24 protein-coding genes are annotated in these 19,788 nt (G+C 40.0%); 16 read left to right on the top strand and 8 right to left on the bottom strand.

Annotated features, from left to right (window positions below):
* The first annotated feature begins 13 nt into the window (after positions 1–13).
* Positions 14–1,000 carry a LacI family DNA-binding transcriptional regulator gene (locus ACGTNH_RS19585; protein ID WP_394588708.1) on the top strand — a complete coding sequence of 329 codons (987 nt, stop codon included), beginning with the start codon at positions 14–16 and terminating at the stop codon, positions 998–1,000.
* 232 nt (positions 1,001–1,232) lie between these two features.
* Here ACGTNH_RS19585 and ACGTNH_RS19580 read toward each other — a convergent pair whose 3' ends face one another.
* Positions 1,233–1,661, bottom strand: coding sequence for a BrxA/BrxB family bacilliredoxin (locus ACGTNH_RS19580; RefSeq protein WP_394588706.1), 429 nt, complete (start codon positions 1,659–1,661; stop codon positions 1,233–1,235).
* A gap of 15 nt (positions 1,662–1,676) precedes the next feature.
* Positions 1,677–2,810, bottom strand: coding sequence for a conserved virulence factor C family protein (locus ACGTNH_RS19575; RefSeq protein ID WP_394588705.1), 1,134 nt, complete (start codon positions 2,808–2,810; stop codon positions 1,677–1,679).
* 170 nt (positions 2,811–2,980) lie between these two features.
* Between ACGTNH_RS19575 and ACGTNH_RS19570 the strand changes: the two genes are divergently transcribed.
* Genes ACGTNH_RS19570 through ACGTNH_RS19560 form a run of 3 tightly spaced genes read left to right on the top strand, consistent with a single transcriptional unit; the run spans position 2,981 to position 5,321 of the window.
* Positions 2,981–3,901, top strand: a complete 921-nt coding sequence (locus ACGTNH_RS19570) for an ABC transporter ATP-binding protein (protein WP_394588704.1) — start codon at positions 2,981–2,983, stop codon at positions 3,899–3,901.
* On the top strand, positions 3,894–4,850 hold the full coding sequence (locus tag ACGTNH_RS19565; RefSeq protein WP_394588702.1) for an ABC transporter permease: 957 nt from the start codon (positions 3,894–3,896) through the stop codon (positions 4,848–4,850). The genes ACGTNH_RS19570 and ACGTNH_RS19565 overlap by 8 nt, the downstream gene beginning before the upstream one ends.
* A gap of 21 nt (positions 4,851–4,871) precedes the next feature.
* Positions 4,872–5,321 (top strand): DUF4064 domain-containing protein, encoded by a 450-nt coding sequence (locus ACGTNH_RS19560; protein WP_394588701.1) that lies wholly within the window; start codon positions 4,872–4,874, stop codon positions 5,319–5,321.
* A 43-nt stretch (positions 5,322–5,364) separates the two neighbouring features.
* On the opposite strand, the gene ACGTNH_RS19555 is transcribed toward ACGTNH_RS19560, so the two are convergent.
* On the bottom strand, positions 5,365–5,541 hold the full coding sequence (locus ACGTNH_RS19555) for a hypothetical protein (RefSeq protein ID WP_188378983.1): 177 nt from the start codon (positions 5,539–5,541) through the stop codon (positions 5,365–5,367).
* 128 nt (positions 5,542–5,669) lie between these two features.
* On the opposite strand from ACGTNH_RS19555, the gene ACGTNH_RS19550 reads away from it, so the two are divergent.
* Positions 5,670–6,572, top strand: a complete 903-nt coding sequence (locus ACGTNH_RS19550) for a formate/nitrite transporter family protein (RefSeq protein ID WP_394588700.1) — start codon at positions 5,670–5,672, stop codon at positions 6,570–6,572.
* 54 nt (positions 6,573–6,626) lie between these two features.
* On the opposite strand, the gene ACGTNH_RS19545 is transcribed toward ACGTNH_RS19550, so the two are convergent.
* On the bottom strand, positions 6,627–7,097 hold the full coding sequence (locus ACGTNH_RS19545) for a DinB family protein (protein ID WP_394588699.1): 471 nt from the start codon (positions 7,095–7,097) through the stop codon (positions 6,627–6,629).
* Positions 7,098–7,261: 164 nt separating this feature from the next.
* On the opposite strand from ACGTNH_RS19545, the gene ACGTNH_RS19540 reads away from it, so the two are divergent.
* On the top strand, positions 7,262–8,020 hold the full coding sequence (locus ACGTNH_RS19540) for a MerR family transcriptional regulator (protein ID WP_394588698.1): 759 nt from the start codon (positions 7,262–7,264) through the stop codon (positions 8,018–8,020).
* A 267-nt stretch (positions 8,021–8,287) separates the two neighbouring features.
* Here the strand turns inward: ACGTNH_RS19540 and ACGTNH_RS19535 are convergent, their stop codons facing one another.
* On the bottom strand, positions 8,288–8,845 hold the full coding sequence (locus tag ACGTNH_RS19535) for an NADPH-dependent FMN reductase (RefSeq protein ID WP_394588809.1): 558 nt from the start codon (positions 8,843–8,845) through the stop codon (positions 8,288–8,290).
* 248 nt (positions 8,846–9,093) lie between these two features.
* Between ACGTNH_RS19535 and ACGTNH_RS19530 the strand changes: the two genes are divergently transcribed.
* The 6 genes from ACGTNH_RS19530 to ACGTNH_RS19510 all read left to right on the top strand — a co-directional run bounded on the left by ACGTNH_RS19530 (position 9,094) and on the right by ACGTNH_RS19510 (position 13,132).
* Entirely contained in the window at positions 9,094–9,249 is a 156-nt protein-coding gene (locus ACGTNH_RS19530) for a hypothetical protein (protein ID WP_188378975.1), read from the top strand.
* 187 nt (positions 9,250–9,436) lie between these two features.
* The gene (locus ACGTNH_RS19525) at positions 9,437–10,237 is read left to right on the top strand and encodes an SDR family NAD(P)-dependent oxidoreductase (RefSeq protein ID WP_394588697.1); all 801 of its coding nucleotides are present in this window, start codon (positions 9,437–9,439) and stop codon (positions 10,235–10,237) included.
* A gap of 48 nt (positions 10,238–10,285) precedes the next feature.
* Complete coding sequence (locus ACGTNH_RS19520; RefSeq protein ID WP_394588696.1) at positions 10,286–11,302, top strand: MoeB/ThiF family adenylyltransferase; 1,017 nt, start codon at positions 10,286–10,288, stop codon at positions 11,300–11,302.
* A 76-nt stretch (positions 11,303–11,378) separates the two neighbouring features.
* Entirely contained in the window at positions 11,379–11,474 is a 96-nt protein-coding gene (gene yxzF / locus ACGTNH_RS21175; protein WP_507161316.1) for a small protein YxzF, read from the top strand.
* A 75-nt stretch (positions 11,475–11,549) separates the two neighbouring features.
* Entirely contained in the window at positions 11,550–12,704 is a 1,155-nt protein-coding gene (locus tag ACGTNH_RS19515; RefSeq protein WP_394588695.1) for an AI-2E family transporter, read from the top strand.
* Between the two features lie 167 nt (positions 12,705–12,871).
* Complete coding sequence (locus ACGTNH_RS19510; RefSeq protein ID WP_394588694.1) at positions 12,872–13,132, top strand: YesK family protein; 261 nt, start codon at positions 12,872–12,874, stop codon at positions 13,130–13,132.
* A gap of 9 nt (positions 13,133–13,141) precedes the next feature.
* Here ACGTNH_RS19510 and ACGTNH_RS19505 read toward each other — a convergent pair whose 3' ends face one another.
* Positions 13,142–14,140, bottom strand: coding sequence for a YeiH family protein (locus ACGTNH_RS19505; protein ID WP_394588691.1), 999 nt, complete (start codon positions 14,138–14,140; stop codon positions 13,142–13,144).
* Positions 14,141–14,254: 114 nt separating this feature from the next.
* Here ACGTNH_RS19505 and ACGTNH_RS19500 point away from each other — a divergent pair, with 114 nt between their 5' ends.
* Entirely contained in the window at positions 14,255–15,154 is a 900-nt protein-coding gene (locus ACGTNH_RS19500; protein ID WP_394588690.1) for a LysR substrate-binding domain-containing protein, read from the top strand.
* Between the two features lie 315 nt (positions 15,155–15,469).
* On the opposite strand, the gene ACGTNH_RS19495 is transcribed toward ACGTNH_RS19500, so the two are convergent.
* Positions 15,470–16,678: an MFS transporter gene (locus tag ACGTNH_RS19495; RefSeq protein ID WP_394588689.1), complete on the bottom strand. Its 1,209-nt coding sequence runs from the start codon at positions 16,676–16,678 to the stop codon at positions 15,470–15,472.
* A 105-nt stretch (positions 16,679–16,783) separates the two neighbouring features.
* On the opposite strand from ACGTNH_RS19495, the gene ACGTNH_RS19490 reads away from it, so the two are divergent.
* The 3 genes from ACGTNH_RS19490 to ytvA all read left to right on the top strand — a co-directional run bounded on the left by ACGTNH_RS19490 (position 16,784) and on the right by ytvA (position 19,076).
* Positions 16,784–17,650, top strand: a complete 867-nt coding sequence (locus ACGTNH_RS19490) for a LysR family transcriptional regulator (protein WP_394588688.1) — start codon at positions 16,784–16,786, stop codon at positions 17,648–17,650.
* 100 nt (positions 17,651–17,750) lie between these two features.
* Positions 17,751–18,215: a nucleotidyltransferase family protein gene (locus tag ACGTNH_RS19485; RefSeq protein ID WP_394588808.1), complete on the top strand. Its 465-nt coding sequence runs from the start codon at positions 17,751–17,753 to the stop codon at positions 18,213–18,215.
* A gap of 66 nt (positions 18,216–18,281) precedes the next feature.
* Positions 18,282–19,076 (top strand): YtvA family blue-light photoreceptor, encoded by a 795-nt coding sequence (gene ytvA / locus ACGTNH_RS19480; RefSeq protein ID WP_394588686.1) that lies wholly within the window; start codon positions 18,282–18,284, stop codon positions 19,074–19,076.
* Between the two features lie 453 nt (positions 19,077–19,529).
* Here the strand turns inward: ytvA and ACGTNH_RS19475 are convergent, their stop codons facing one another.
* Positions 19,530–19,691, bottom strand: coding sequence for a VOC family protein (locus ACGTNH_RS19475; RefSeq protein ID WP_394588684.1), 162 nt, complete (start codon positions 19,689–19,691; stop codon positions 19,530–19,532).
* Positions 19,692–19,788 lie beyond the last annotated feature (97 nt).

Raw genomic sequence — 19,788 nt, 5'->3', positions numbered from 1 at the left:
GGAGATTTTGAGGATGGCAACGATTAAAGATGTAGCAAAGCGGGCTGGTGTTGCCGTATCTACGGCTTCCTATGCTTTGAATGGGATTAAGAAAGTTAGTCCAGCTACAGTTGAAAAAGTTCAAAGGGCTGCAATCGAGCTTAATTATCAAAAGAACGGATTTGCCTCAGACTTAAAACGAACAAAAACGAATACGATTGCTCTGATATTAAGTGATTTATCTGGTCCTTACTACTCTGAATTAATTAAAGGTGTCCAGGAAGTCACTTCGGCAAATGGTTACGACTTAATTGCCTGCAGTTCAATTGGCGGCGAACTCTCAACAGCAACGAAATTCTTAAAAGAAAAGCGTGTTGATGGTGCTATTATCCTGGCTCATAATATTAGTGATGACCTTATTAAAAAGTCTGCACGAAAGGATTTTCCTATTGTCGTACTTGATCGGGAAATCGATAGTGAGTTCGTCCTGGAGGTGCAGGTGGACAATATACAAGGGGGCTATGTGGCCACTGAGCATTTGATTAAAAAAGGTCATCGTAATATTGCCTATGTGAGCGGTCCATACAATTCTCATGATAATGAAAAACGTTTCCATGGGTACAAGTCAGCGATGTTAGATCATGAGGTCAGCTACCAATCTCGTTTGAAGATATCAGGAGATTTCACGCGTGAGAGCGGGTACAGGGCTACGAAGATGTTAATTGCACAGCAAAACCTCCCGGATGCTGTTTTTTATGCGAATGATGAGATGGCTATAGGAGGACTCCAGGCTTTTTCTGAACGCAGCATTGGTATTCCAGAAGACATTTCAGTGGTAGGGTTTGATGATATTCAACTAGCAGAGTATGTGGCACCTCCATTGACGACAATCCGCCAGCCTAAATATGAAGCAGGGGCCCTTGCAGTTCATCTCATTTTTCAACTGTTGGCTGGGGACAAAGCAGAGCGGCACTATAGTTTATCAACTGAACTTGTGGAACGGAAATCTGTCAAAGGTTAGTGTATCCCCTTCAGGAAGCTGCACAAAAAAGTGGGCGGAACATAAGGAAAGTGAAAAAACGAACTTTCGAAAAAACGCAGCTCATTAGTGTAGTCAAAGTCCCCAAGGAAAGTGGAGTATTTTGACGGAGTGATGGTATACTTCGATTTAATAAAAATAATCCGAACTGATTGCAATAGAATCGTTCGGATTATTTTTTGCTTTATTCGGTTTTTTGTTTTGTTTTATATTATTAACAGTACTGTTTATAAGCTTTAGTTAAATTCTCTACGATTTCTTCAACTTCATGATCCTCTATTTCTTCACGCGGAATAAAATGAACAACTTGCCCATTTTTAAGCAGTGCCATGGAAGGAGAAGATGGTTCATATCCTTCAAAGTAATCTCTCATGCGGCTTGTCGCCTCACGATCCTGACCAGCGAAAACGGTAACAAGATGATCGGGTTTCTTCTCAAAATCAAGAGATTCACGTGCAGAGGGACGCGCCAACCCTGCAGCACATCCACATACAGAATTAACAACGACTAAAGCTGTACCTTCACTTTCGCCGATAAATCCGTCGACTTCTTCGGGAGTTGTAAGTTCAGTAAAACCAGCGTTTGTTAGTTCATCACGCATCGGTTGGGAAATTTCTTTCATATAAGCTTCATATGGATTCATAATTAAACCTCCTCATTATTTTTGTTTCGCAGCCTGAGTCATCTGCTGCCAAACGGAACCTTTAGCTTCTTCACCGCCTTCGATTCGTTCAATGGCCATGTTTATTTGCAAGCGTACTTCGAACTCAGGGTCATCGCTTGCTTCTTTTAACGCAGGTAAAGCTGTTTCATCACCCAGCTCATAAAGGAACATGGCGGCTCTCCAGCGAACGAGACGGTTAGAGTCTTGCAGCGTTTCAATGACGTGCGGCATCGCTTCTTTAAACCCTAAATCGGATAAACAATCACCTGCCGTTCGTCGTACGGTTACCGTTTTGTCTTCCAAAGCTTTATACAAGTATGGTAAAACTTCGGGCTCTTCAATCATCCCTAGATAAGCCGTGGCTAGGCGGCGGATAGAAGCTTTGTCGTCGCTAAGTGCCTTTTCTAACACTGGTAGATCTTCAGTAGTTGGATCCATACGATCAAGAGCAGCATATCTCACTTTCCAATCTGGATCATCTAACGTTTCTAGGGAAACCTTTGGAGCGTTTGACTCCATTGGCTCTGGTGTAGCTTGGTCAAACGCTTGTTTAACAAGAGCTTCTAGCCGTTGATCGTCATAACTGGCTGATAACTCTTCTTTCACTTGTTCACCGATATCCTCGGGAGTACCGTACCGGGGGCTTTGTTCTATCCACTTACGTTCCATAATCATATTCGGAGACGCCGGGGCCGCTTTCATGGAAGCTTCCATAAATCGTTCCGAAAGTCCAACCCTTTTTTCTTCATCGCCTTCTTCGAGTTTCACTTGCATTGGGATCCCTCGGAACATTTGTACAAACACTTTAACTTCGCCAAACGAATCATCATTTGACTTTGAGGTGGAAGGCGAGTGTTCATCGGGTTGTTCAGACCCAAATATGGTGCGCACCTCTGGTAAGATATCCTCCCAGGGGGTTTTTGCACTGCGTTCTAACGCAATAAAATCAGCTACGCGATACAGACCTTTTACCCCGCTGATCTTAAAGAGCGCGGAAACGTAATCAGGTGCATCTTCAAGTGAATCCCCTTGTTTATAATTTAAACTTTCCCCAAAAGGAAGTTCTTCATTAACGTTCACTTTCATTGAGTGAGGACTCGGCGTCGGTTCAATAGACACGATCTTCATTTATAGTCCCTCCCTTTTTCACTTTGTCTAAATTTTATCAAATTAAACGAGCTTAATCCATTATGAGAGGTGGTAATGTTATGTATTGTAGAAATGTTATCTTAATGTGAAACGCCTGTGAATTTCATTCGTAGAATAGATAGTGATGACGATAGGGAGGTTATGAGGTAATGACAGGATCGGTCATGGAGTTAAAAAATCTAAAGAAAACGATGAAAGGAAAGCCGATTATTAAAGGACTTAATTTTTCAATACACAGTGGTGAAGTATTTGGCTTTCTAGGACCTAATGGGGCGGGTAAAACGACGACAATCCGTATGATGGCTGGACTTATGAAAATGAGTGAAGGGGATGTGTACATCAAAGGCCATAGCGTCAAAACGAACTTTAAAGAAGCGATTCAGCATGTAGGAGCCATTGTGGAGAATCCGGAAATGTATCCTTTCATGAGCGGCCGTAAAAACCTGGTCCACTATAGTCGCATGGTCTCTGGTATTACAAAAGAACGGATCGATGAAGTTGTTAAGTTGGTTGGTTTGGAAAATAGGATAAATGAAAAAGTGTCGAAGTATTCTTTAGGAATGAGGCAAAGGCTGGGGATTGCACAAGCTCTTCTACATAAACCGTCTATCCTCATTTTAGATGAGCCTACGAACGGGTTAGATCCCTCAGGTATTCGTGAAATTCGGGCTTACATAAGACGACTGGCTTCCGAGGACGGAGTGGCTGTCATCGTTTCGAGCCATATATTATCTGAAATGGAACTCATGTGTGATCGAATTGGAATTATTAAAAATGGGGAGCTTATTTCGATTCAATCTGTGGATGATGCTCTAGAAGAGACGGATAAGAAAGAAGTGCTTCTAGAAGCTGAACCTATTGGGGAAGCCCAAGGTGTAGTAAAAGAGTGTGTAGATGCTAAGGTGAGGATTCAAGGGGGGCAGCTTCTATTTACAGCAAAACGTGAAGAACTGCCATCAATTGTTCAGAAATTAGTAGAGCACAATATTAATATATACGGTGTCACCGTCTCTCGGTCTACATTAGAAGATAAATTCTTGGATTTGATTGGAGATGGAGCCATTGAATAACTTTATTCAGCTTGTTAAAAATGAGCAAATGAAACTGTTTTCCCAAATCTCAACCTGGGTCATGTTGATTATCTTAGCTGTTTTAGTCGTAGGCGTCGGGGTGTTCTTTAAAGTAGATGGAATGTTAACTGAAGAATCAGATCAGCCCTCTGAAAATTGGGAAGAGCAGCTCCAAACAGAAAACGAACAGCTTCAGCAAGATATAGACGAAGAATCAGGATTTTCTGATTTAAATCAAGAGACCATAGCAATGAACCAATATCGATTAGACCATGAAATTCCACCTGATGGTTACGATGTATGGGATTTTGTACAGGAAAATCGAAGCAATGTATCGATTATTAGTTTGTTAACAATTATAGTTGCAGCAAGTATTATTGCAAACGAGTTCAAATGGGGTACAATTAAATTATTATTGATCCGCCCTATATCTCGCACAAAAATATTGGCTGCGAAGTATGTGTCGGTTCTGGTCTATGCCATGATGATGCTTTTATTTCTTTATGTGTTATCTTTTATTACGGGTTCGCTGTTATTTGGCTTTGCCGGTTTAAATGAACCCTACTTGTTTATGAAAGATGGAGAAGTTCAAGAGGCACCTATTTTTCAGCATACAGCTTCACAGTACATGTTAAGTTCTGTTAATTTAGTAATGATGGCCACATTTGCTTTTATGATTTCGACTATATTTAGAAATAGTTCATTAGCAATTGGAGTAGCTATTTTTCTCATGATGTCCGGAAATACCATCGTTGGCTTTTTCGCAAATAAAGAGTGGGCGAAGTATATCTTATTTGCTAATACAGATTTAAATCAGTTTTTCACCGGCACCCCGATGATTTCTGATTTAACTCTAGGGTTTTCAATCACTGTTTTAAGTGCCTACTTAATTATTTTTCTAGGATTGGCATGGGTCTTTTTCACGAAAAGAGATGTGACGAACGCTTAAATTTGAAAGGAAGTGAAGCATTTGAAACGAACTGTAGAAATTGTTTTTACCATTATTGGAGCTGTTTTTTTTGGTCTTGCTTTAGCATTAGGAGCTTTTTTTGCAAATATGGGGGATAATCCTCAAGCTCGTGCTGAATTGGAAAGTATTATAAACCAGGACCCCAACGTAGATCCTGACCAGATTTCAGTGGATCAGTTAATGAATGCCATGTCCACCGGGGCCTGGACTGTAGTAGTTGCAGGATTGATCGCCGTAGCACTTGGCATATTATGTATTGTATTCTTAAAAGGAAATAAAAAACCAAAGGCAGCAGGGATTATTTTAATAGTGGCAGCAGTATTATTAACATTCGGCACCTTTGGGTTAGGATTGTTTGGCGGGATTGCCTACCTGATTGCAGGTATTACCGCTCTTGTCCGTAAACCTAAATCACCCGTAGTGAACGAAGAACCTACTGAAACTTATTAAATAACTAAAAAAGCGGGAGCTCTCTATAGGAGCTCCCGCTTTTTTAGTCTAATATTCGATTCATCTCGTCAGTGTCTGCAAGCTGGCGGTTGGCTACATTTGTATGTTGGGGCATAAAGCCATCTCCATTACATATTTTACATGTGTACTGCCATTCTTCATCGTCCATTAACAATCCACGTCCGTCACACGCTAAACATACTTGATCTCGGCTTCCCATGAGTCCCTCCTAAATGAGTTCGATTTACTATGTAATTTTACCTGTTTTAAGAGAAATATGCGTGAGGATATGATTTTTGATTACTTGTCATTAATGAAGGGAATAAGAATTCCACAGGAGGGATGGAAATGAGCGAGAAAGAAAAAGAAGAAGAGCGTGAAGCCCACGAAGATAAAGAGACGGATCAAAATTATTCTGAGATTGATCGCCCGGGGCGTCAATTTTATATTCCCTCACAGATTGTAGATGAATTTGGGGAAAAAGGGAGAGATCACTTAAGGCAGTCGTTTGGCAGCCAGTTTTTATTGGCTCTTACTGCCGGATCGTTTATGACGTTTGGTGCGATTTTTTCCATCCTGCTTGCTGAAGGTGTCGAGAAGCAAGGCATCTTTTATTTATTGTCGGGACTTGGTTTCGCAGCTGGTTATGCGATGGTATTTATTTCGGGGGCCGTTTTATTTACGGAAATTAACGTGCTGCTGCCATCTTATTTATTTAATAAAGCCAATCTTATGAAAGTCAATATTTATAAGTTCTGGGCGTCCACCTATATAGGTAATATTTTAGGCGCCGTTATGGTGGCTGTCCTTATAGAGGTTTCAAATTCACTAAACGCTGAGTTTTACACCGAACTTTCCTCTTACCTTGATAAAAAAATGAAGTTCATGGATCACGGAGTTAAAGGATGGTTTGAAGTTGTAGTGTCAGGGATATTAGCCAACTGGTTAATCGGGATGGCTGCTTTTCTTGCAACGTCCGCCCGCGACATTACCGGAAAAATCCTGGGGACGACTTTACCTGTTATCTTATTTGTAGCCGGTAACTTTCAGCACAGCGCTGCCAATATGGGTTACTTTAGTATGGGTGTATTAGCTTCAGATAAATACACGTGGTACGAGTATATCCTTTTTAATTTAATTCCAGCGAGTATTGGGAACTTAATTGGCGGAGCCATACTTGTTTCGTTGTTATTCTCTTACGCTTATAAGGATGATATTCAAACAACTTTAGGTAAAAAGAAGAAGAAATAAAACAAAGGTCTCCTGCTTTAGGCGGGAGACCTTTTCTTACGTTCAATGACTGACCTATTCAAATAACATAATCTCTGGATCAAGCTTGAAAGTATGGACAAGCATTGAGTGAAGCTGTCCACGGTGGTGATACATATGAGCTACAATTTCAAGCAGCCATTCAAAACGAGTATACGTTACATCCCACCAAGAAGTGATCTCCGTAAATAAGTGATCTTCTGTATAGTGTTCATACTGAAACTTCAGTTGGGCAAAATGCTCAAATAAAGCATGTGAAATTTCTTCCTTTGTTTTAAGGGATACCGAGTCATAAAGTTCTTTCATTTCCTCTTCCGATGCGCCTTCTGCAATTCTGGCGTCGGCTGCGGGAATCATCGCTAAATGTTCTAATAGTTCTCCAACGGAATATTTTCCGTCTGTGGGTCGAAAGGATAAGTCTTCATCTTTTAATTGTCCTAGAATCTCTGAGAGTGAAGCGATAACGATTTCTAACTGGTGAAAGGCACTATGGCAATACATATTCATAATTATGACCTCATTTAAAAGTGGTGTTACAGAAGATATTCTGCAAAATATCAAGAATACCTCTCTCTGTTTAAAAATCTCTTAAAAAACGACAATATTCCCCGGGAAATATTATTGACTCTTACGTTGCGTCATAGATTATATTTAGAAGTGAGGTGATCACCGTGTATAAAGTAAAAGAAGTAGCTGATCTAGCTGGTGTAAGTGTGCGCACACTGCACCATTATGACCAAATTGGACTGCTGTCACCAAAGAAAGCAGACAACGGGTATCGTTATTATAATGACAATGATTTTATTAGGCTGCAACAGATTCTTTTCTTTAAAGAGCTGGATTTTCCACTTCAGAGAATTAAGGAAATATTGCATGATCCAGCATTTGATGAAAAACAAGCGCTTAAGCAGCATAAAACCATCTTGTTGGAGAAAAAAAAGAGATTAGATAAGATTATTCAATCAATTGATCAGTCTATTCAAACATTTGAGGGAGGAAAAACAATGGCAAATAAAGATCGTTTTGAACCATTCGATATGAAGAAAATTAAAGAACACCAAAAGAAATACGCGAATGAAGCTGAACAGCGTTGGGGTGATACAGATGCTTATCAGGAATCAGCTAGAAGGACTTCATCCTATACCGAAGAGGATTGGAAGAAGATTCATGAGGAGAGTGAAGAAATCGATCGTCAGTTGGTTAACCTGATGGATCGCTCTCCGGCTGATGCAGAGGTGCAAAGATGGATCGAGGCAAAGCGCCAGCATATTACCGATCATTTTTATCAATGCAGTATTGAAATTTTTCGAGATTTAGCAGATATGTATATTACCGATCCGCGCTTTACGAACAATATTGATAAGAAGAAACGCGGGTATGCAGACTTTCTAAATAAGGCTATGCATATGTATTGTGATCTTCAGAAGTAAAAAGTAAGGTGCTGGGGCAAAACTGATAAAGCATAAAATCATCCGGACGATTCTAGTGAAATCAGTCCGGATGATTTATGTTCAAAATAGGATTTTAGGAAACGGTGCAATTCCTATGGTAGACACGAAAATGAAAGGATGCCTATTACCAAGGTTTCACTACAAGCTGACGACCACATTAAAGATGGTTGTTTCAAAGTAATGATCGAAAACTAACTCAGAATAGGGAACTTTTTTAATAGCCGCCGAATCCAATACTCGTTAAAATTACGTCCGAGCTTTTTCTTTTTGGTCTTCTACAAAAGGTATAAATTGATCAATAACACTATCGATAAAATCTATCGTTTGTTGATCAGTGAGCCGGCCATTCTCATCCATCTTATGCTGCACAGCCCCCACTAGAATTTCATTTCCTGGTAATACATTCGCTCCCATACCCGGTGAGTTTAAAATTTGACGCAGCTGCATCTGGGCGCGTACCGTCCCCAGAGCTCCCATTGTGGCTCCTGCAATAAAGGTCGCTTTATTTGCCATTTCACGATCACCTCGAGAAAGCCAATCCAATGCATTTTTAAGTACACCAGGAATGGAATGGTTGAATTCAGGTGTGACAATAAGAAAAGCATCGACATCAGCCAACTCAGCTTTAAAACGCTGGACAGAAGCAGGAGCCTCATCTTCAATATCTTGATCGTAAAAGGCTAAATCGTTAATGGGTACAATTTGAATATCTAAACGATCACTATATCTATCCTTCATAAATTGAGTTAATTTCATATTAAAAGAGTTCGTACGAATACTTCCCACAAGAGCCGCGACTTTTATCATATAAATCCTCCTCTAAAACATTTCATTGTATTCATTATAAAGACCGCCAAATCAATATTCTAATCTTCTGCTTATTAGATCCACGATCATAGTAAGAAAATCACCGAATTTTGTCAAAAAAATTGTAAAAAAAACTATTGCGTTACCCCCTTTATAGAGAGTAAAATTTCCTTAAATTCCTTAGTTTTAATGCTGAAAAATTTGGGAATTATTTTAATATACTATTTAAAAAGGAGGGACCAAAAATGACTATGCTTTATTCCAAGGCTCGCGAACTATTCGATCAGGATTACAAGAATAGTGAGGAAGCTAAGGAATCTCAACAGGCGGCTTCCACTAAAGTGAAGCGTACAAGAAGCGGTAAACTTCTAATGCCTTTCCGTAAAAATAAGCGGAAATAAAGACTTTAAGAAGTGGTGACGGTAGCTATGAGAATATATGACAAACAAATAACGGTGAACGTGCCTATGGCCGTTCCGTGGATCAACGTCTGAAGACTAAGGAAGTCTAAAGACGTTGATTTTTTATTGGGGAAAAGTTTGAAGCTTGCCAAATAGTGCTATCTTACTCGTAAAAGGAGGCTTCATAATGAGCGTATTTTCAAACGAAGCATTAACAGAGCAACACATTTTAATTACCGGGGCGACCGGCGGGATTGGCTATGCAACAGCAAAAGAAGCAGTGAAAGCAGGAGCAAGTGTTACTATTACAGGACGAAATGAAAAGAAATTGAGCGAATTGAAGCAAGCATGTGAACAAGAAACCCCTTCAGCTAAAGTATTTGTTTGTCCAACTGATTTAAACAAAGTGGAAGAACGAAAGCGTCTTGTGCAAGAAGCTCAACATACATTTGGAGCGATAGAAGGGCTGGTAAATTCGGCGGGGGTTATTGGAGGAAACGCACTAGATCAACTCACTGAAGATGATCTGCGTTCCGTGATGGAGTTAAATTACTTCTCAACCGTACTCCTTACTCAAGAGGTTTATGAACACATGAAAGAGCTAAGACGCGGAGCCGTTGTAAACCTATCCTCTCTCTCTGGATTACGAGGGACCCATAGTAACACAGCTTATAGCGGATCAAAGTTTGCCATTACAGGATTCACTCAATCCTTTGCGGTGGAGGCTGTAGAGCATAATATACGAGTGAATGCTGTCTGTCCTGGTTATGTTGATACGCAAATGGGCCAGCAGGCGATTAAGAATAAAGGAGAGCGGGAAGGGCGCAGTTATGAGGACCAGTTAGAACGAGCAAAGGCCGGGATTCCTTCTGGCCAATTGAGCACCCCTGAGGAAGTAGCACGTACGATTATCTTTTTACTATCAGATGCCTCCTCCAACATTATCGGCGAATCCTTGAAAATTTCTGGAGGAAGCGTAATGAGGTAGCTTCGTGATAAAATAAAAAAGAAGAGTCAGTCAAAATGGGGGTAAAGCATGTCTTTCGATCGTTATTCTCGTCAAGAACGCTTTCAGCCAATTGGAAATCTAGGTCAAAAAAAATTAATAAAAAAACATGTGCTAATAATTGGTGCAGGTGCGCTAGGGGCGAGTAGTGCCGAACAGCTTGTCCGTGGCGGGGTCGGAAGATTAACTATTGTCGACCGTGATTACGTGGAGTGGAGCAATCTGCAGCGCCAGCAGCTCTTCACCGAAGAACATGCAAACCAAAGAATTCCAAAAGCAAAAGCAGCTGAAAGTAAGTTGAAGGAAATTAATTCTGAAATACAGATACAAGGACACATAATGGATGTCCAGCGCGAAGAGTTAGAAATGTTGATTGATCAAGTGGATGTTGTCCTGGATGCAACGGACAACTTTGATACCCGTATGTTACTTAATGATGTGTGTCAGAAGTATTGCGTTCCCTGGATTTATGGAGGGTGTGTGGGGAGTCACGGAATGAGTTATACAGTCATACCTGGAGAAACCCCCTGTCTTCAATGCTTGCTTGAATCTGTTCCAATCGGTGGAGCCACCTGTGATACAGCGGGCGTCATCAGCCCGGCTGTACAAATGGTAACTGCTCATCAAGTGGCAGAAGCTCTAAAGATCCTTGTCGAGGACAAAGAAGCTTTGATCGGCAAGTTCGTCATGTTTGATTTATGGAACCACCACTATACTACGTTGAAGGTAAATCGTGTCAAACGAAAGAACTGCCCTTCCTGTGGAGTGAACGCTGTCTATCCTTATTTATCACCGAAATACCAAACGAAGACCGCAGTATTATGTGGACGAGACACCGTTCAGATTCGCCCGCCTTCTAAAATGGTAAGAAATTTAGATGAGGTAAGGATGTCTTTAATAGACGGCGAGGTCGAACAAAATCCGTTCTTATTATCTTATAAAAAAGGGGACCAGCGCATGGTTTTCTTTAAAGACGGACGAGTTCTGGTTCATGGCACCAAAGATATAACAGAAGCCCGGAACTTGTATCATAAAATTATCGGGTAAAGGCCGTAGGGTTTTAGAAATGGAGGAGAAGGGAAACATACCTTTAACAAACCATTTCGGGTAGGAGGTAACTACGATGGGAAGATTAATCAAACGTGCGATTAAATATGGACCTATGATCTATCCGGTGATTAGGAAATTTATGAGAAACCGCAAGTCTAAAAGATATTAAGCAAAACGTGCCTTAAAGGGGCACGTTTTTTTTTAGGCTGTGCTAAAATGAAGGTACATATAGGGAGGGAAAGATATGGATAAATGGGAATCTACCCCTTTGATTCGTTTTTTTGGAGGTCGAAATTTACTTTACATATTAGCGATTCTTTTATTTATTGGGTTAAATTTTCTTGTTTATACCCAAGTTTCATTTATATTTCATCCCATTGTTATTTTCCTTGAAACAATTGCTCTGCCCGTTCTGTTTACTGTGGTCGTTTATTATTTACTGCGTCCATTTATCGGATTATTAGAGAAGATAGGTATAAAAAGGGTGTGGGGTATATTAATCACCATAGCTCTTGTAGCTGGTTTAATTACGCTGCTTGTATTTTTAATTATTCCTTTCTTAGAACGTCAATTTATGAGCCTTGCCAAGGAATTACCTGAATACTTAATGGAAATGGCAGGAGCGATCGATGAGTGGTTAAGAAACTCGATGTTCGCCAATTACTATAACAACTTATTTGAAGATTTAGAAGGAACGCTTGGTCAGGTTTCAGATAACTTTTCTTCCTATGCCGGCAATACAGTAGAAGGCATTACCAACTTTATTTCTACAATAACGAATGTGATCATTGCCATTTTAACCTTGCCTTTTATTCTCTTTTACCTATTAAAGGATGGAGAGAAATTCCCGAATATGATTCTGAAAGTATTTCCTCCTAAGGTAAGACCTGAGCTATCTAGTGTGTTTAAAGGTATTGATCACCAACTGAGTGCTTATATACAAGGCCAGATCCTTGTCAGCTTCTGCATAGGGGTGATGATGTATATTGGTTTTTTAATTATCGGATTAGATTATGCACTGCTGCTTGCAGCTATTGCTAGTGTAACAAGTGTTGTTCCTTATCTTGGCCCTATGATTGCCATTATTCCAGCACTTATCATTGCGATTGTAACTTCACCTTTTATGCTGCTTAAGCTTGCTGTGGTATGGACAGTTGTCCAGCTATTAGAAGGAAAGTTTATTTCCCCGCAAATTATGGGGAAAAGACTTCATGTTCATCCAGTGACAATCATCTTCGTCCTGTTAACAGCGGGGCATTTGTTTGGAGTTATTGGCGTAATTGTCGCCATTCCAGGTTATGCGATCATTAAAGTCATTGTAACGCATCTGTTTTATTGGTTCCAACGCAGGTTCAATAAGTATGCAGATTCAGATAATCAGTATGGAATCTCTAAATAGAAGCTTTAGTCAGCAAAAGATAAAGAGTATGTATCTCGTCGATTCATACTCTTTTTTCATGGTAAATGACTTAAGACAAAAAAAGAAAATAAGGGAATTTATGTTAAAATAAATGAAGAGAGTATATTGAAAATTTCATAAATTTGCTTGCAGAGGGAGGTAAATACATGATGGTAGGAGGACCGCTTCTTATGGCAACGGTCATTGGAGTGCTTGTAATAGTTTTAATGTGGTGGCTGAGAAAGTCAGCACTTCCTTTTATCGTACGTTTGATCCCTGGTCTATTAACTGCGGTGGCAGCTTTGATTTTGTTTTACATAGGATTTGTTCAAATAAGAGGTTTTGAAGGAGGCGCATATGGTCTATTAGCTTTTTTTCTACTAGTATTTGCTTTCGTTTCGGTCATCATGGGGACCAGAAAATTATAGTTATCATTATCAAATTATAAAAAAGGTTACGATACTTAACAAGATTGACGTAACAATCACTGCTGTAATGGGTTTTAAAGCACGATCTTTTACATCGTGCAGACTTACATTCAATCCCAGAGCAGCCATAGCCATCGTAAGAATGAACGATGTGGCAGTAGAAATGCCCTCTAAGAATGAGGTGGAGACAGTGATATAAGTACCAAAAATAAAGCTTCCGATTACACTCATGACTAGAAATCCAACTAAAAACCAGGGAAATGGCACGGGTTGATTAGAGCTGGTTTGATATTTTCGCTTCATTACCGTCATCAACAAAAGGCAGAGTGGTACGAGTAGAAATACACGTCCGAGTTTACCGAGCAGGGCCATCGCTAACCCTTCTTCTCCTGCTGGTTCCCCTGCTAAGACCACATGAGCAACTTCATGCAAACTAAGTCCAGACCACATTCCATAACTTTCAGCATCCATAGGTAGAAATGGGCGAAGGAGGACGTAAATAATAGCAAAGCCGGTACCAATTAAAGAAATTATGCCGGCACTTAGTGCCGTATCCTCTTCCTTCGCTTTTAATATAGGAGAAACAGCAGCAACTGCAGATGCTCCGCAAACCCCAGTTCCTATGCCAAGCAGTAAAGAAAGAGAATGATCTGCTTTTATCAACCTTGCGAGGAACATCATAGTCCCGATGCTGAACAGGATCACTATCAAATCGCGAAAGAGTAAGGAAATACCTTCTTCGATAATGACATGTATATTTAACTTTAAACCGAATAGTATGATCGCCAACCTTAATAATTGTTTTGCAGAGAATTGAATGCCTTCATTTAAAGAAATGGGAAATCCGAAAAAGTGCCGGTAGACCACTGCGAGTAAAATGGCGGCGGATAAGGGTCCGATTTGATGGAAAACGGGTAGAAAAGCCAGAAAAAAACCAATCCCTGCAATTGAGAATGTAAAAACTATACCAAGGAATAAGGATTGGTGCGATTTATTAATAAAAGACATAATATCCTACCTTTTCGTTCTTATATAAAAACCACTATACGAGCGCTATGGTGATTAGTAAAATAAAACTTTATAATGATAATCATTAATAATTTAAATGAATGGACTGAAACGATGGATATAGAATCATTGCAGACTTTTGTAAAAGTTATTGAACTCGAGAGTTTTACTAAGGCTTCTCAACAGCTGAACCTGTCTCAGCCTACAGTAAGCTTCCATATTAAAAGTCTGGAAGAGCATTTCCAGACGACCTTAATTGATCGTACACCTAAACGATTTCAAATTACGTATACAGGCGACATTGTTTACCAGAGAGCAAAACAAATTCTCGCTCTGCTGGATAAAGCGCGCACTGAAGTTTACGAATTTCACCATCAGCTGAGAGGGGAAATTCGAATAGGAGCGAGCTATACAGTTGGAGAATATGTTTTACCTTCTTTGCTGAAAACCTTTAGTGATTTATATCCGGATGTAGAACTTAATGTAGCGATTAAAAACACTGAGCACATCAACCAGGAGGTTCAGCTGCATGAACTGGATATTGGGTTGATAGAGGGACAAGTGAAGCAAAAAGATCTATCGCCCCATCCTTTTATGGAAGATGAGATGGTGGTTGTCGTACCTGCAGAACATCCGTTACGTCATAGAAAAGATGGGAACTTTAAAGAGCTGCAAGATCAAACGTGGATATGTCGGGAACGTGGTTCAGGTACGAGAGATGTTATGGAGTCTTTGTGGGACAGCTACAATATCCGCCCGGGTAAACTAATTACGATCGGCAGCAACCACGGTGTGATTCAAGGAGTAAAACAAGGACTAGGTTTATCTATTATTTCAAAGACAGTTGCAGAGCATTCTGATTCTAAAGAGCTAATCTATCCTCTGCCATTTATTAAGTCTGCTACCCGCTTCTTTTCCTACGTTATTCCTGGCAATGAGAAAGAAATTTCAAAGAATGTTTCTGTTTTCATTGAGCTGGTGAAAGAACAACACCCTTTTGACGAGCAATTGTAAAAAAACTGTGTAAATATGCTTGAAATTGAATACAATAATGAAATCTGGGGTATGGTTAGATTAGAGAATATGAAACAAAGTAAGTAAGTCATTCGTAAATAAGCCATAGAGATTTTTAAGTCATCCTAACATTACATTGAGGTGAAATTATGAAAAGCCTAGACCAGATCGTCGATTATCTGAAGACACTGGGAGTTGAGGTTGAAAAGGTTTATAAGACACCTAAGGAAGAAGCGAGATAAGATAGAAAACGAGAGGCTTAGCGGTATCTTTATACATGAAAACAACAAGGTATGTTTTAAACATACCTTGTTGTCATGCGGTTTTTGAAGTTATTTCGATGAACTGCGGGTGCTTAGATTGGAACCAGGACCATATTAGTCCAAAAACCACGGGGATCAACAGGAGTAAAAAAACAAAGTTAGCTCCATTTTCATTGGCGATCCATCCAAATAGAGGGCCTGTAATAACTACGGAAGACTGGTTACATAACATTCGAAAACTTGCCATTCTACCATGAAACGCACGATCCGTAGCTATTTGCTGAACCGATTGCAATAGAGCTCGTACGATGGAGGTACCAGCACCGATTAAAAGAATGCCAGTAAACACCACTCCTATGTTTTGAAAGAAACCCAGCATCCCTAACCCCGCTGCCATAGTGAACATGGCATAAACAGCCATGCGGTTTTGCATTCTTCTCCACCACCAGGCTCCAAGAATTCCAGCGGCTATTCCTCCAATAGAGAAAGTTACGTCTAATGAACCATAGACTAAAGCAGATCTCTGTAAATGTTCACTCGTGTAAACGGATAAAAATCCAAGAGTAGTATGAAAAGTTAACTGCCCGAGCATCATCATGACGAATAAACCGTAGAGCATACGGTGCTCATGTAAATATTTAAAGCCGGAATGAATTTCCTTGAAGAATTGCGAGTGCTCCTCATCTTTCCGTTCAAAAAGCGGCTTATAATTTAGGAGATAAATCATTAAAGATGCTGCCAGATAGAAAATAATAACGATGAACAAGGCGAGAGAAATAGGGAGAAAGCTTGAAAAAACCCCGCCCAGCCCTGCTCCAGTTAAACTGCCGGAAATGGTGGCTGATCCAGAAAGTGAAAAGATTCTTGGAAGCTCTTCTGGTTTGAATACTTCCGCCACTAACGCTTGTAAAGATGGCCGAAAAAGCGAACCTGTAGTCTGCAGGAACATATGAGTGATGATTACGCCCCACGGGTTAATCCAATCCAATAAAAAAGCTGACCACAACATAATAAGAACGAAGATACTTAGGAGCCCTGCTAGACTAGCTAATGTTTTACGATTATAACGATCAACTAGGACGCCGAAAATGATGTTTGAAAACAAACCTGGAATAAAACCGAAACTTACAAACAACCCCGTATACAGGGCGTTTTCAGTCCATTGAAATAAAAACCATGTGACGAGGACAAAATACATAGCCCTCCCGCATTCATAGGCAAAGTATCCAACTAATAATTTACGAGTGTTGTTCTGATTCATAGGCTCACCTCAATCTAGTTATCTTTATCATACTCTTCATACTGTGATAAAAATAATATTAATTTATAATTAAAATTGATAAGAAAATCTAATCGGAGGTAAGATATGAAACTAGAAGACTATCAGCTGCTCGTACACTTGCACAATTATAAAACGATTCGAGAGACGGCGAGGAATGTCTTGATTTCTCAGCCGGCAGTTACTCAGCGTTTAAAATATATTGAAGAATATTTAGGAGCGGAAGTTTTTATCCGCACCTCAAAAGGATTAGTCCTCACTCCAGAGGGAGAGGTGGTGTTGGAGCATGCTTCCGCTTTGCTCGAAGCTGAAACAAAGTTACATAATCAATTGCTGCGCAAAAATGAGTCAGTGAGAGGTACACTTTCTTTAGGGGTGTCATCACTTGTCAGTCAGCACTATTTGCCGCACATTTTACAAAGGTACACGACCACTTATCCGGACGTTAAAATTGATCTTGTCACAGGAGCAAGTGCGGAGATTAAACATACAGCAAGAGACTTTCACGTCACCATCGTTAGAGGGGAGCCTTTAAAAGGATACAAATGCTATGAGTTGTTTGATGATCCGTTATATTTATTTGATACCGTTAAATTAGATGGGAAATCTGAGCGTCCCTTTATAGAATTTAAAACAGATGCCGATTATCAAAAGCTTGTAGAAGAGTGGATGCTGCAGCAAAATAAGATTAAATACAGACGTACGATGAAAGTTGATCAATTTGAAACGGCTAAACAGTTAATGGTGACCGGCCTAGGAATGACCGTATTACCAAAGAGTATCGCAGCAGAAGAACTATGGAAGCTGCCCCATCTGCCCTTATACATAAACGGTCAGCCGATGAATCGAAAAACATGGGTATGTTTTTATGAAGAAACGAGCGGTCTTCCACAAGTAAAAGCTTTTATTCATTTACTTACGAGTGATTCGTGGAGAGGGGGCAATAATGCTTAACTCAAGATTAGCCAACATAGTGAGACGTACTGACTTTCTACAAGAGGTTTTTCAGAAAGTTGATGGAGAGTTTAGCCACTATTAAATTGGTGCCGGTTGAATTACGCAAACGGTATGGAATGAATTAAGCGGGAGTCCTCAAGGATATGGAATTGGCGATATAGATATTGTCTATCATAACTCTTCCGATCTTAGTGGGGAAAAAGAGAAGGCTTGTGAGTTAAAGTTGAGAGAAGCATTACACGACCTTCCTTTTTCTATAGATGTCACGAATGAAGCGCGTGTCCACTTGTGGTATGAGGATAAGTTTGGAAAAGAAATAAAACCTTATCAAACGGTAGAGCATGCCATTGATACGTGGCCTACTACGGCATCGGCTGTAGGGGTGAAAAGGGTAAGCGGGCAGTATACCATATACGCCCCTTATGGATTACAAGATTTATTTGATATGGTGGTACGCCCTAATAAAAAACTGGTTACTAGACAAGTCTACGAGAGTAAAGCTCTAAAGTGGATGCAGCGCTGGCCGATGCTTAAGATCGTCCCTTGGGAAAGTGACGTTTGATTGGAAATTTTCGTTTGTTCATTTTATTATGATAGTAATTATATTTCTCTAGAGGGGATTGGACATATGCTTTATCATTCGCTAGATAAACTAGAAGACATTCAGCAAAATGAATTTATAAAAGCTGCCATTGACCATGTGGGTGCGGGGGTTGTTATTTCTGATCCAGAGCAGGAAGATAACCCTATCATTTATGTGAACAGAGGGTTTGAAGAACTTGTGGGGTACAAGAGTGAAGAAATATTAGGGCATAATTGTCGATTCTTGCAAGGAAAGGATACAGACCCTGGGGCTGTAGGCAAAATCCGTGAGGGCTTAGCAAATTCTCAATTTGTTCAGGTCGAGATATTAAACTACAAAAAAGACGGTACCCCTTTTTGGAATGAACTGCAGATTTACCCGGTACATATTAAGCAAGTGGATCAATTATTTTTTGTCGGGGTTCAACAGAATGTTACCCAAAGGCGAGAGGCTGAAAATCTCGTTGAACACTATTTATCAGAAGTGAAACGGTTATCGACTCCTATTGTTCCAATAGAAGATAATATATCTATACTGCCATTAATAGGCACAGTTGATGAAGAGCGTTTACAACAAATGCTTGAAACTGTGAGTCATCACGTGCAAGAAATGAAGGAAGACTATTTGATTTTAGACTTATCGGCTGTTTTTACGTTTAATGAAGATATCCATTTAGGTATCTATCAATTAAATCAGCTTCTTGACTTAATGGGAACAACGCTTTTACTTACAGGAGTAAAACCGAATTTCGCTATGCAAAGTGCTCCCTATGCTGATTTTAAGGAAATGTCATTAAAAAGCTATGCTTCCGTTAAACAAGCATTAGAGGATATTAGATAACTGAAAAGGGGCGGTGACGCCCTTTTTCAGCTTGTAGAGAAGATTTTGTGTTGGAAACGGCTGAGGCCACTGAAAAAGTCTTACCTAATCTTAAAGAGCCTCACGAATCTTGGATGCTTGCCGCTGGCATGACCTCAGCTAACTTGGTCATTTTGACCAAGTGAATCTTCAGCTTTCATCCTCCCCACAAAGCGACTCTTTTTCTTTAGACAAAAAAGTTGTATTGCTTACTTTTTTGTTACCCGTTGCAAATCATGATGATATTTCGATCGGGATCATATAGATTGAAAAAGGATAAATCTTCAAACTCAGTGATGGGGGCTGCTATGCGCAGCCCCTTTATATGTGCAAATGAATAAGCTTTTTGAATGTCTTCCGTATAAATGTTAAAGAGAGGGTAAGGGAGCGGTTCGAAAGTTTTTGGATTAGTGCCGGGTGGGCCGGCATCCAGGGTTAAGCTTGTGTGTTGTGATAAGAGAATGTATAGACGGGATCGCTTACGTCTTCTTCTTTAAAGCTGCGATCAAGCAACTGACTGTACCATCGAACGGATCGGGTCAAGTCGGAGACATGAACAAAAACCGTATTCATCTTAAGGTAGATCGGGTGGCTCATATAGATTCTCTCCTTCTTCAATTCATCACTAATTAGTTCTATTTCAGAAAGAAAATTCCTTTATTTTTAGAAGAATATCAAAACAGAAATCTGCCCA

This window comes from Halobacillus sp. B23F22_1, from assembly GCF_043497005.1.
GTDB lineage: Bacteria > Bacillota > Bacilli > Bacillales > Halobacillaceae > Halobacillus_A.
The sequence above is the reverse complement of the archived record's forward strand: the minus strand, read 5'-3'. Positions and strand labels throughout refer to the sequence as shown.

Coding starts and splice junctions, on each gene's coding strand:
- ACGTNH_RS19570 (WP_394588704.1), top strand. CDS start 2,981: ATGACAGGATCGGTCATGGAGTTAAAAAATCTAAAGAAAACGATGAAA.
- ACGTNH_RS19490 (WP_394588688.1), top strand. CDS start 16,784: ATGAAACTAGAAGACTATCAGCTGCTCGTACACTTGCACAATTATAAA.
- ACGTNH_RS19530 (WP_188378975.1), top strand. CDS start 9,094: ATGACTATGCTTTATTCCAAGGCTCGCGAACTATTCGATCAGGATTAC.
- ACGTNH_RS19510 (WP_394588694.1), top strand. CDS start 12,872: ATGATGGTAGGAGGACCGCTTCTTATGGCAACGGTCATTGGAGTGCTT.
- yxzF (WP_507161316.1), top strand. CDS start 11,379: ATGGGAAGATTAATCAAACGTGCGATTAAATATGGACCTATGATCTAT.
- ACGTNH_RS19585 (WP_394588708.1), top strand. CDS start 14: ATGGCAACGATTAAAGATGTAGCAAAGCGGGCTGGTGTTGCCGTATCT.
- ACGTNH_RS19575 (WP_394588705.1), bottom strand. CDS start 2,810: ATGAAGATCGTGTCTATTGAACCGACGCCGAGTCCTCACTCAATGAAA.
- ACGTNH_RS19520 (WP_394588696.1), top strand. CDS start 10,286: ATGTCTTTCGATCGTTATTCTCGTCAAGAACGCTTTCAGCCAATTGGA.
- ACGTNH_RS19550 (WP_394588700.1), top strand. CDS start 5,670: ATGAGCGAGAAAGAAAAAGAAGAAGAGCGTGAAGCCCACGAAGATAAA.
- ACGTNH_RS19580 (WP_394588706.1), bottom strand. CDS start 1,661: ATGAATCCATATGAAGCTTATATGAAAGAAATTTCCCAACCGATGCGT.
- ACGTNH_RS19515 (WP_394588695.1), top strand. CDS start 11,550: ATGGATAAATGGGAATCTACCCCTTTGATTCGTTTTTTTGGAGGTCGA.
- ACGTNH_RS19495 (WP_394588689.1), bottom strand. CDS start 16,678: ATGAATCAGAACAACACTCGTAAATTATTAGTTGGATACTTTGCCTAT.
- ACGTNH_RS19525 (WP_394588697.1), top strand. CDS start 9,437: ATGAGCGTATTTTCAAACGAAGCATTAACAGAGCAACACATTTTAATT.
- ACGTNH_RS19500 (WP_394588690.1), top strand. CDS start 14,255: ATGGATATAGAATCATTGCAGACTTTTGTAAAAGTTATTGAACTCGAG.
- ACGTNH_RS19545 (WP_394588699.1), bottom strand. CDS start 7,097: ATGAATATGTATTGCCATAGTGCCTTTCACCAGTTAGAAATCGTTATC.
- ytvA (WP_394588686.1), top strand. CDS start 18,282: ATGCTTTATCATTCGCTAGATAAACTAGAAGACATTCAGCAAAATGAA.
- ACGTNH_RS19555 (WP_188378983.1), bottom strand. CDS start 5,541: ATGGGAAGCCGAGATCAAGTATGTTTAGCGTGTGACGGACGTGGATTG.
- ACGTNH_RS19505 (WP_394588691.1), bottom strand. CDS start 14,140: ATGTCTTTTATTAATAAATCGCACCAATCCTTATTCCTTGGTATAGTT.
- ACGTNH_RS19475 (WP_394588684.1), bottom strand. CDS start 19,691: ATGAGCCACCCGATCTACCTTAAGATGAATACGGTTTTTGTTCATGTC.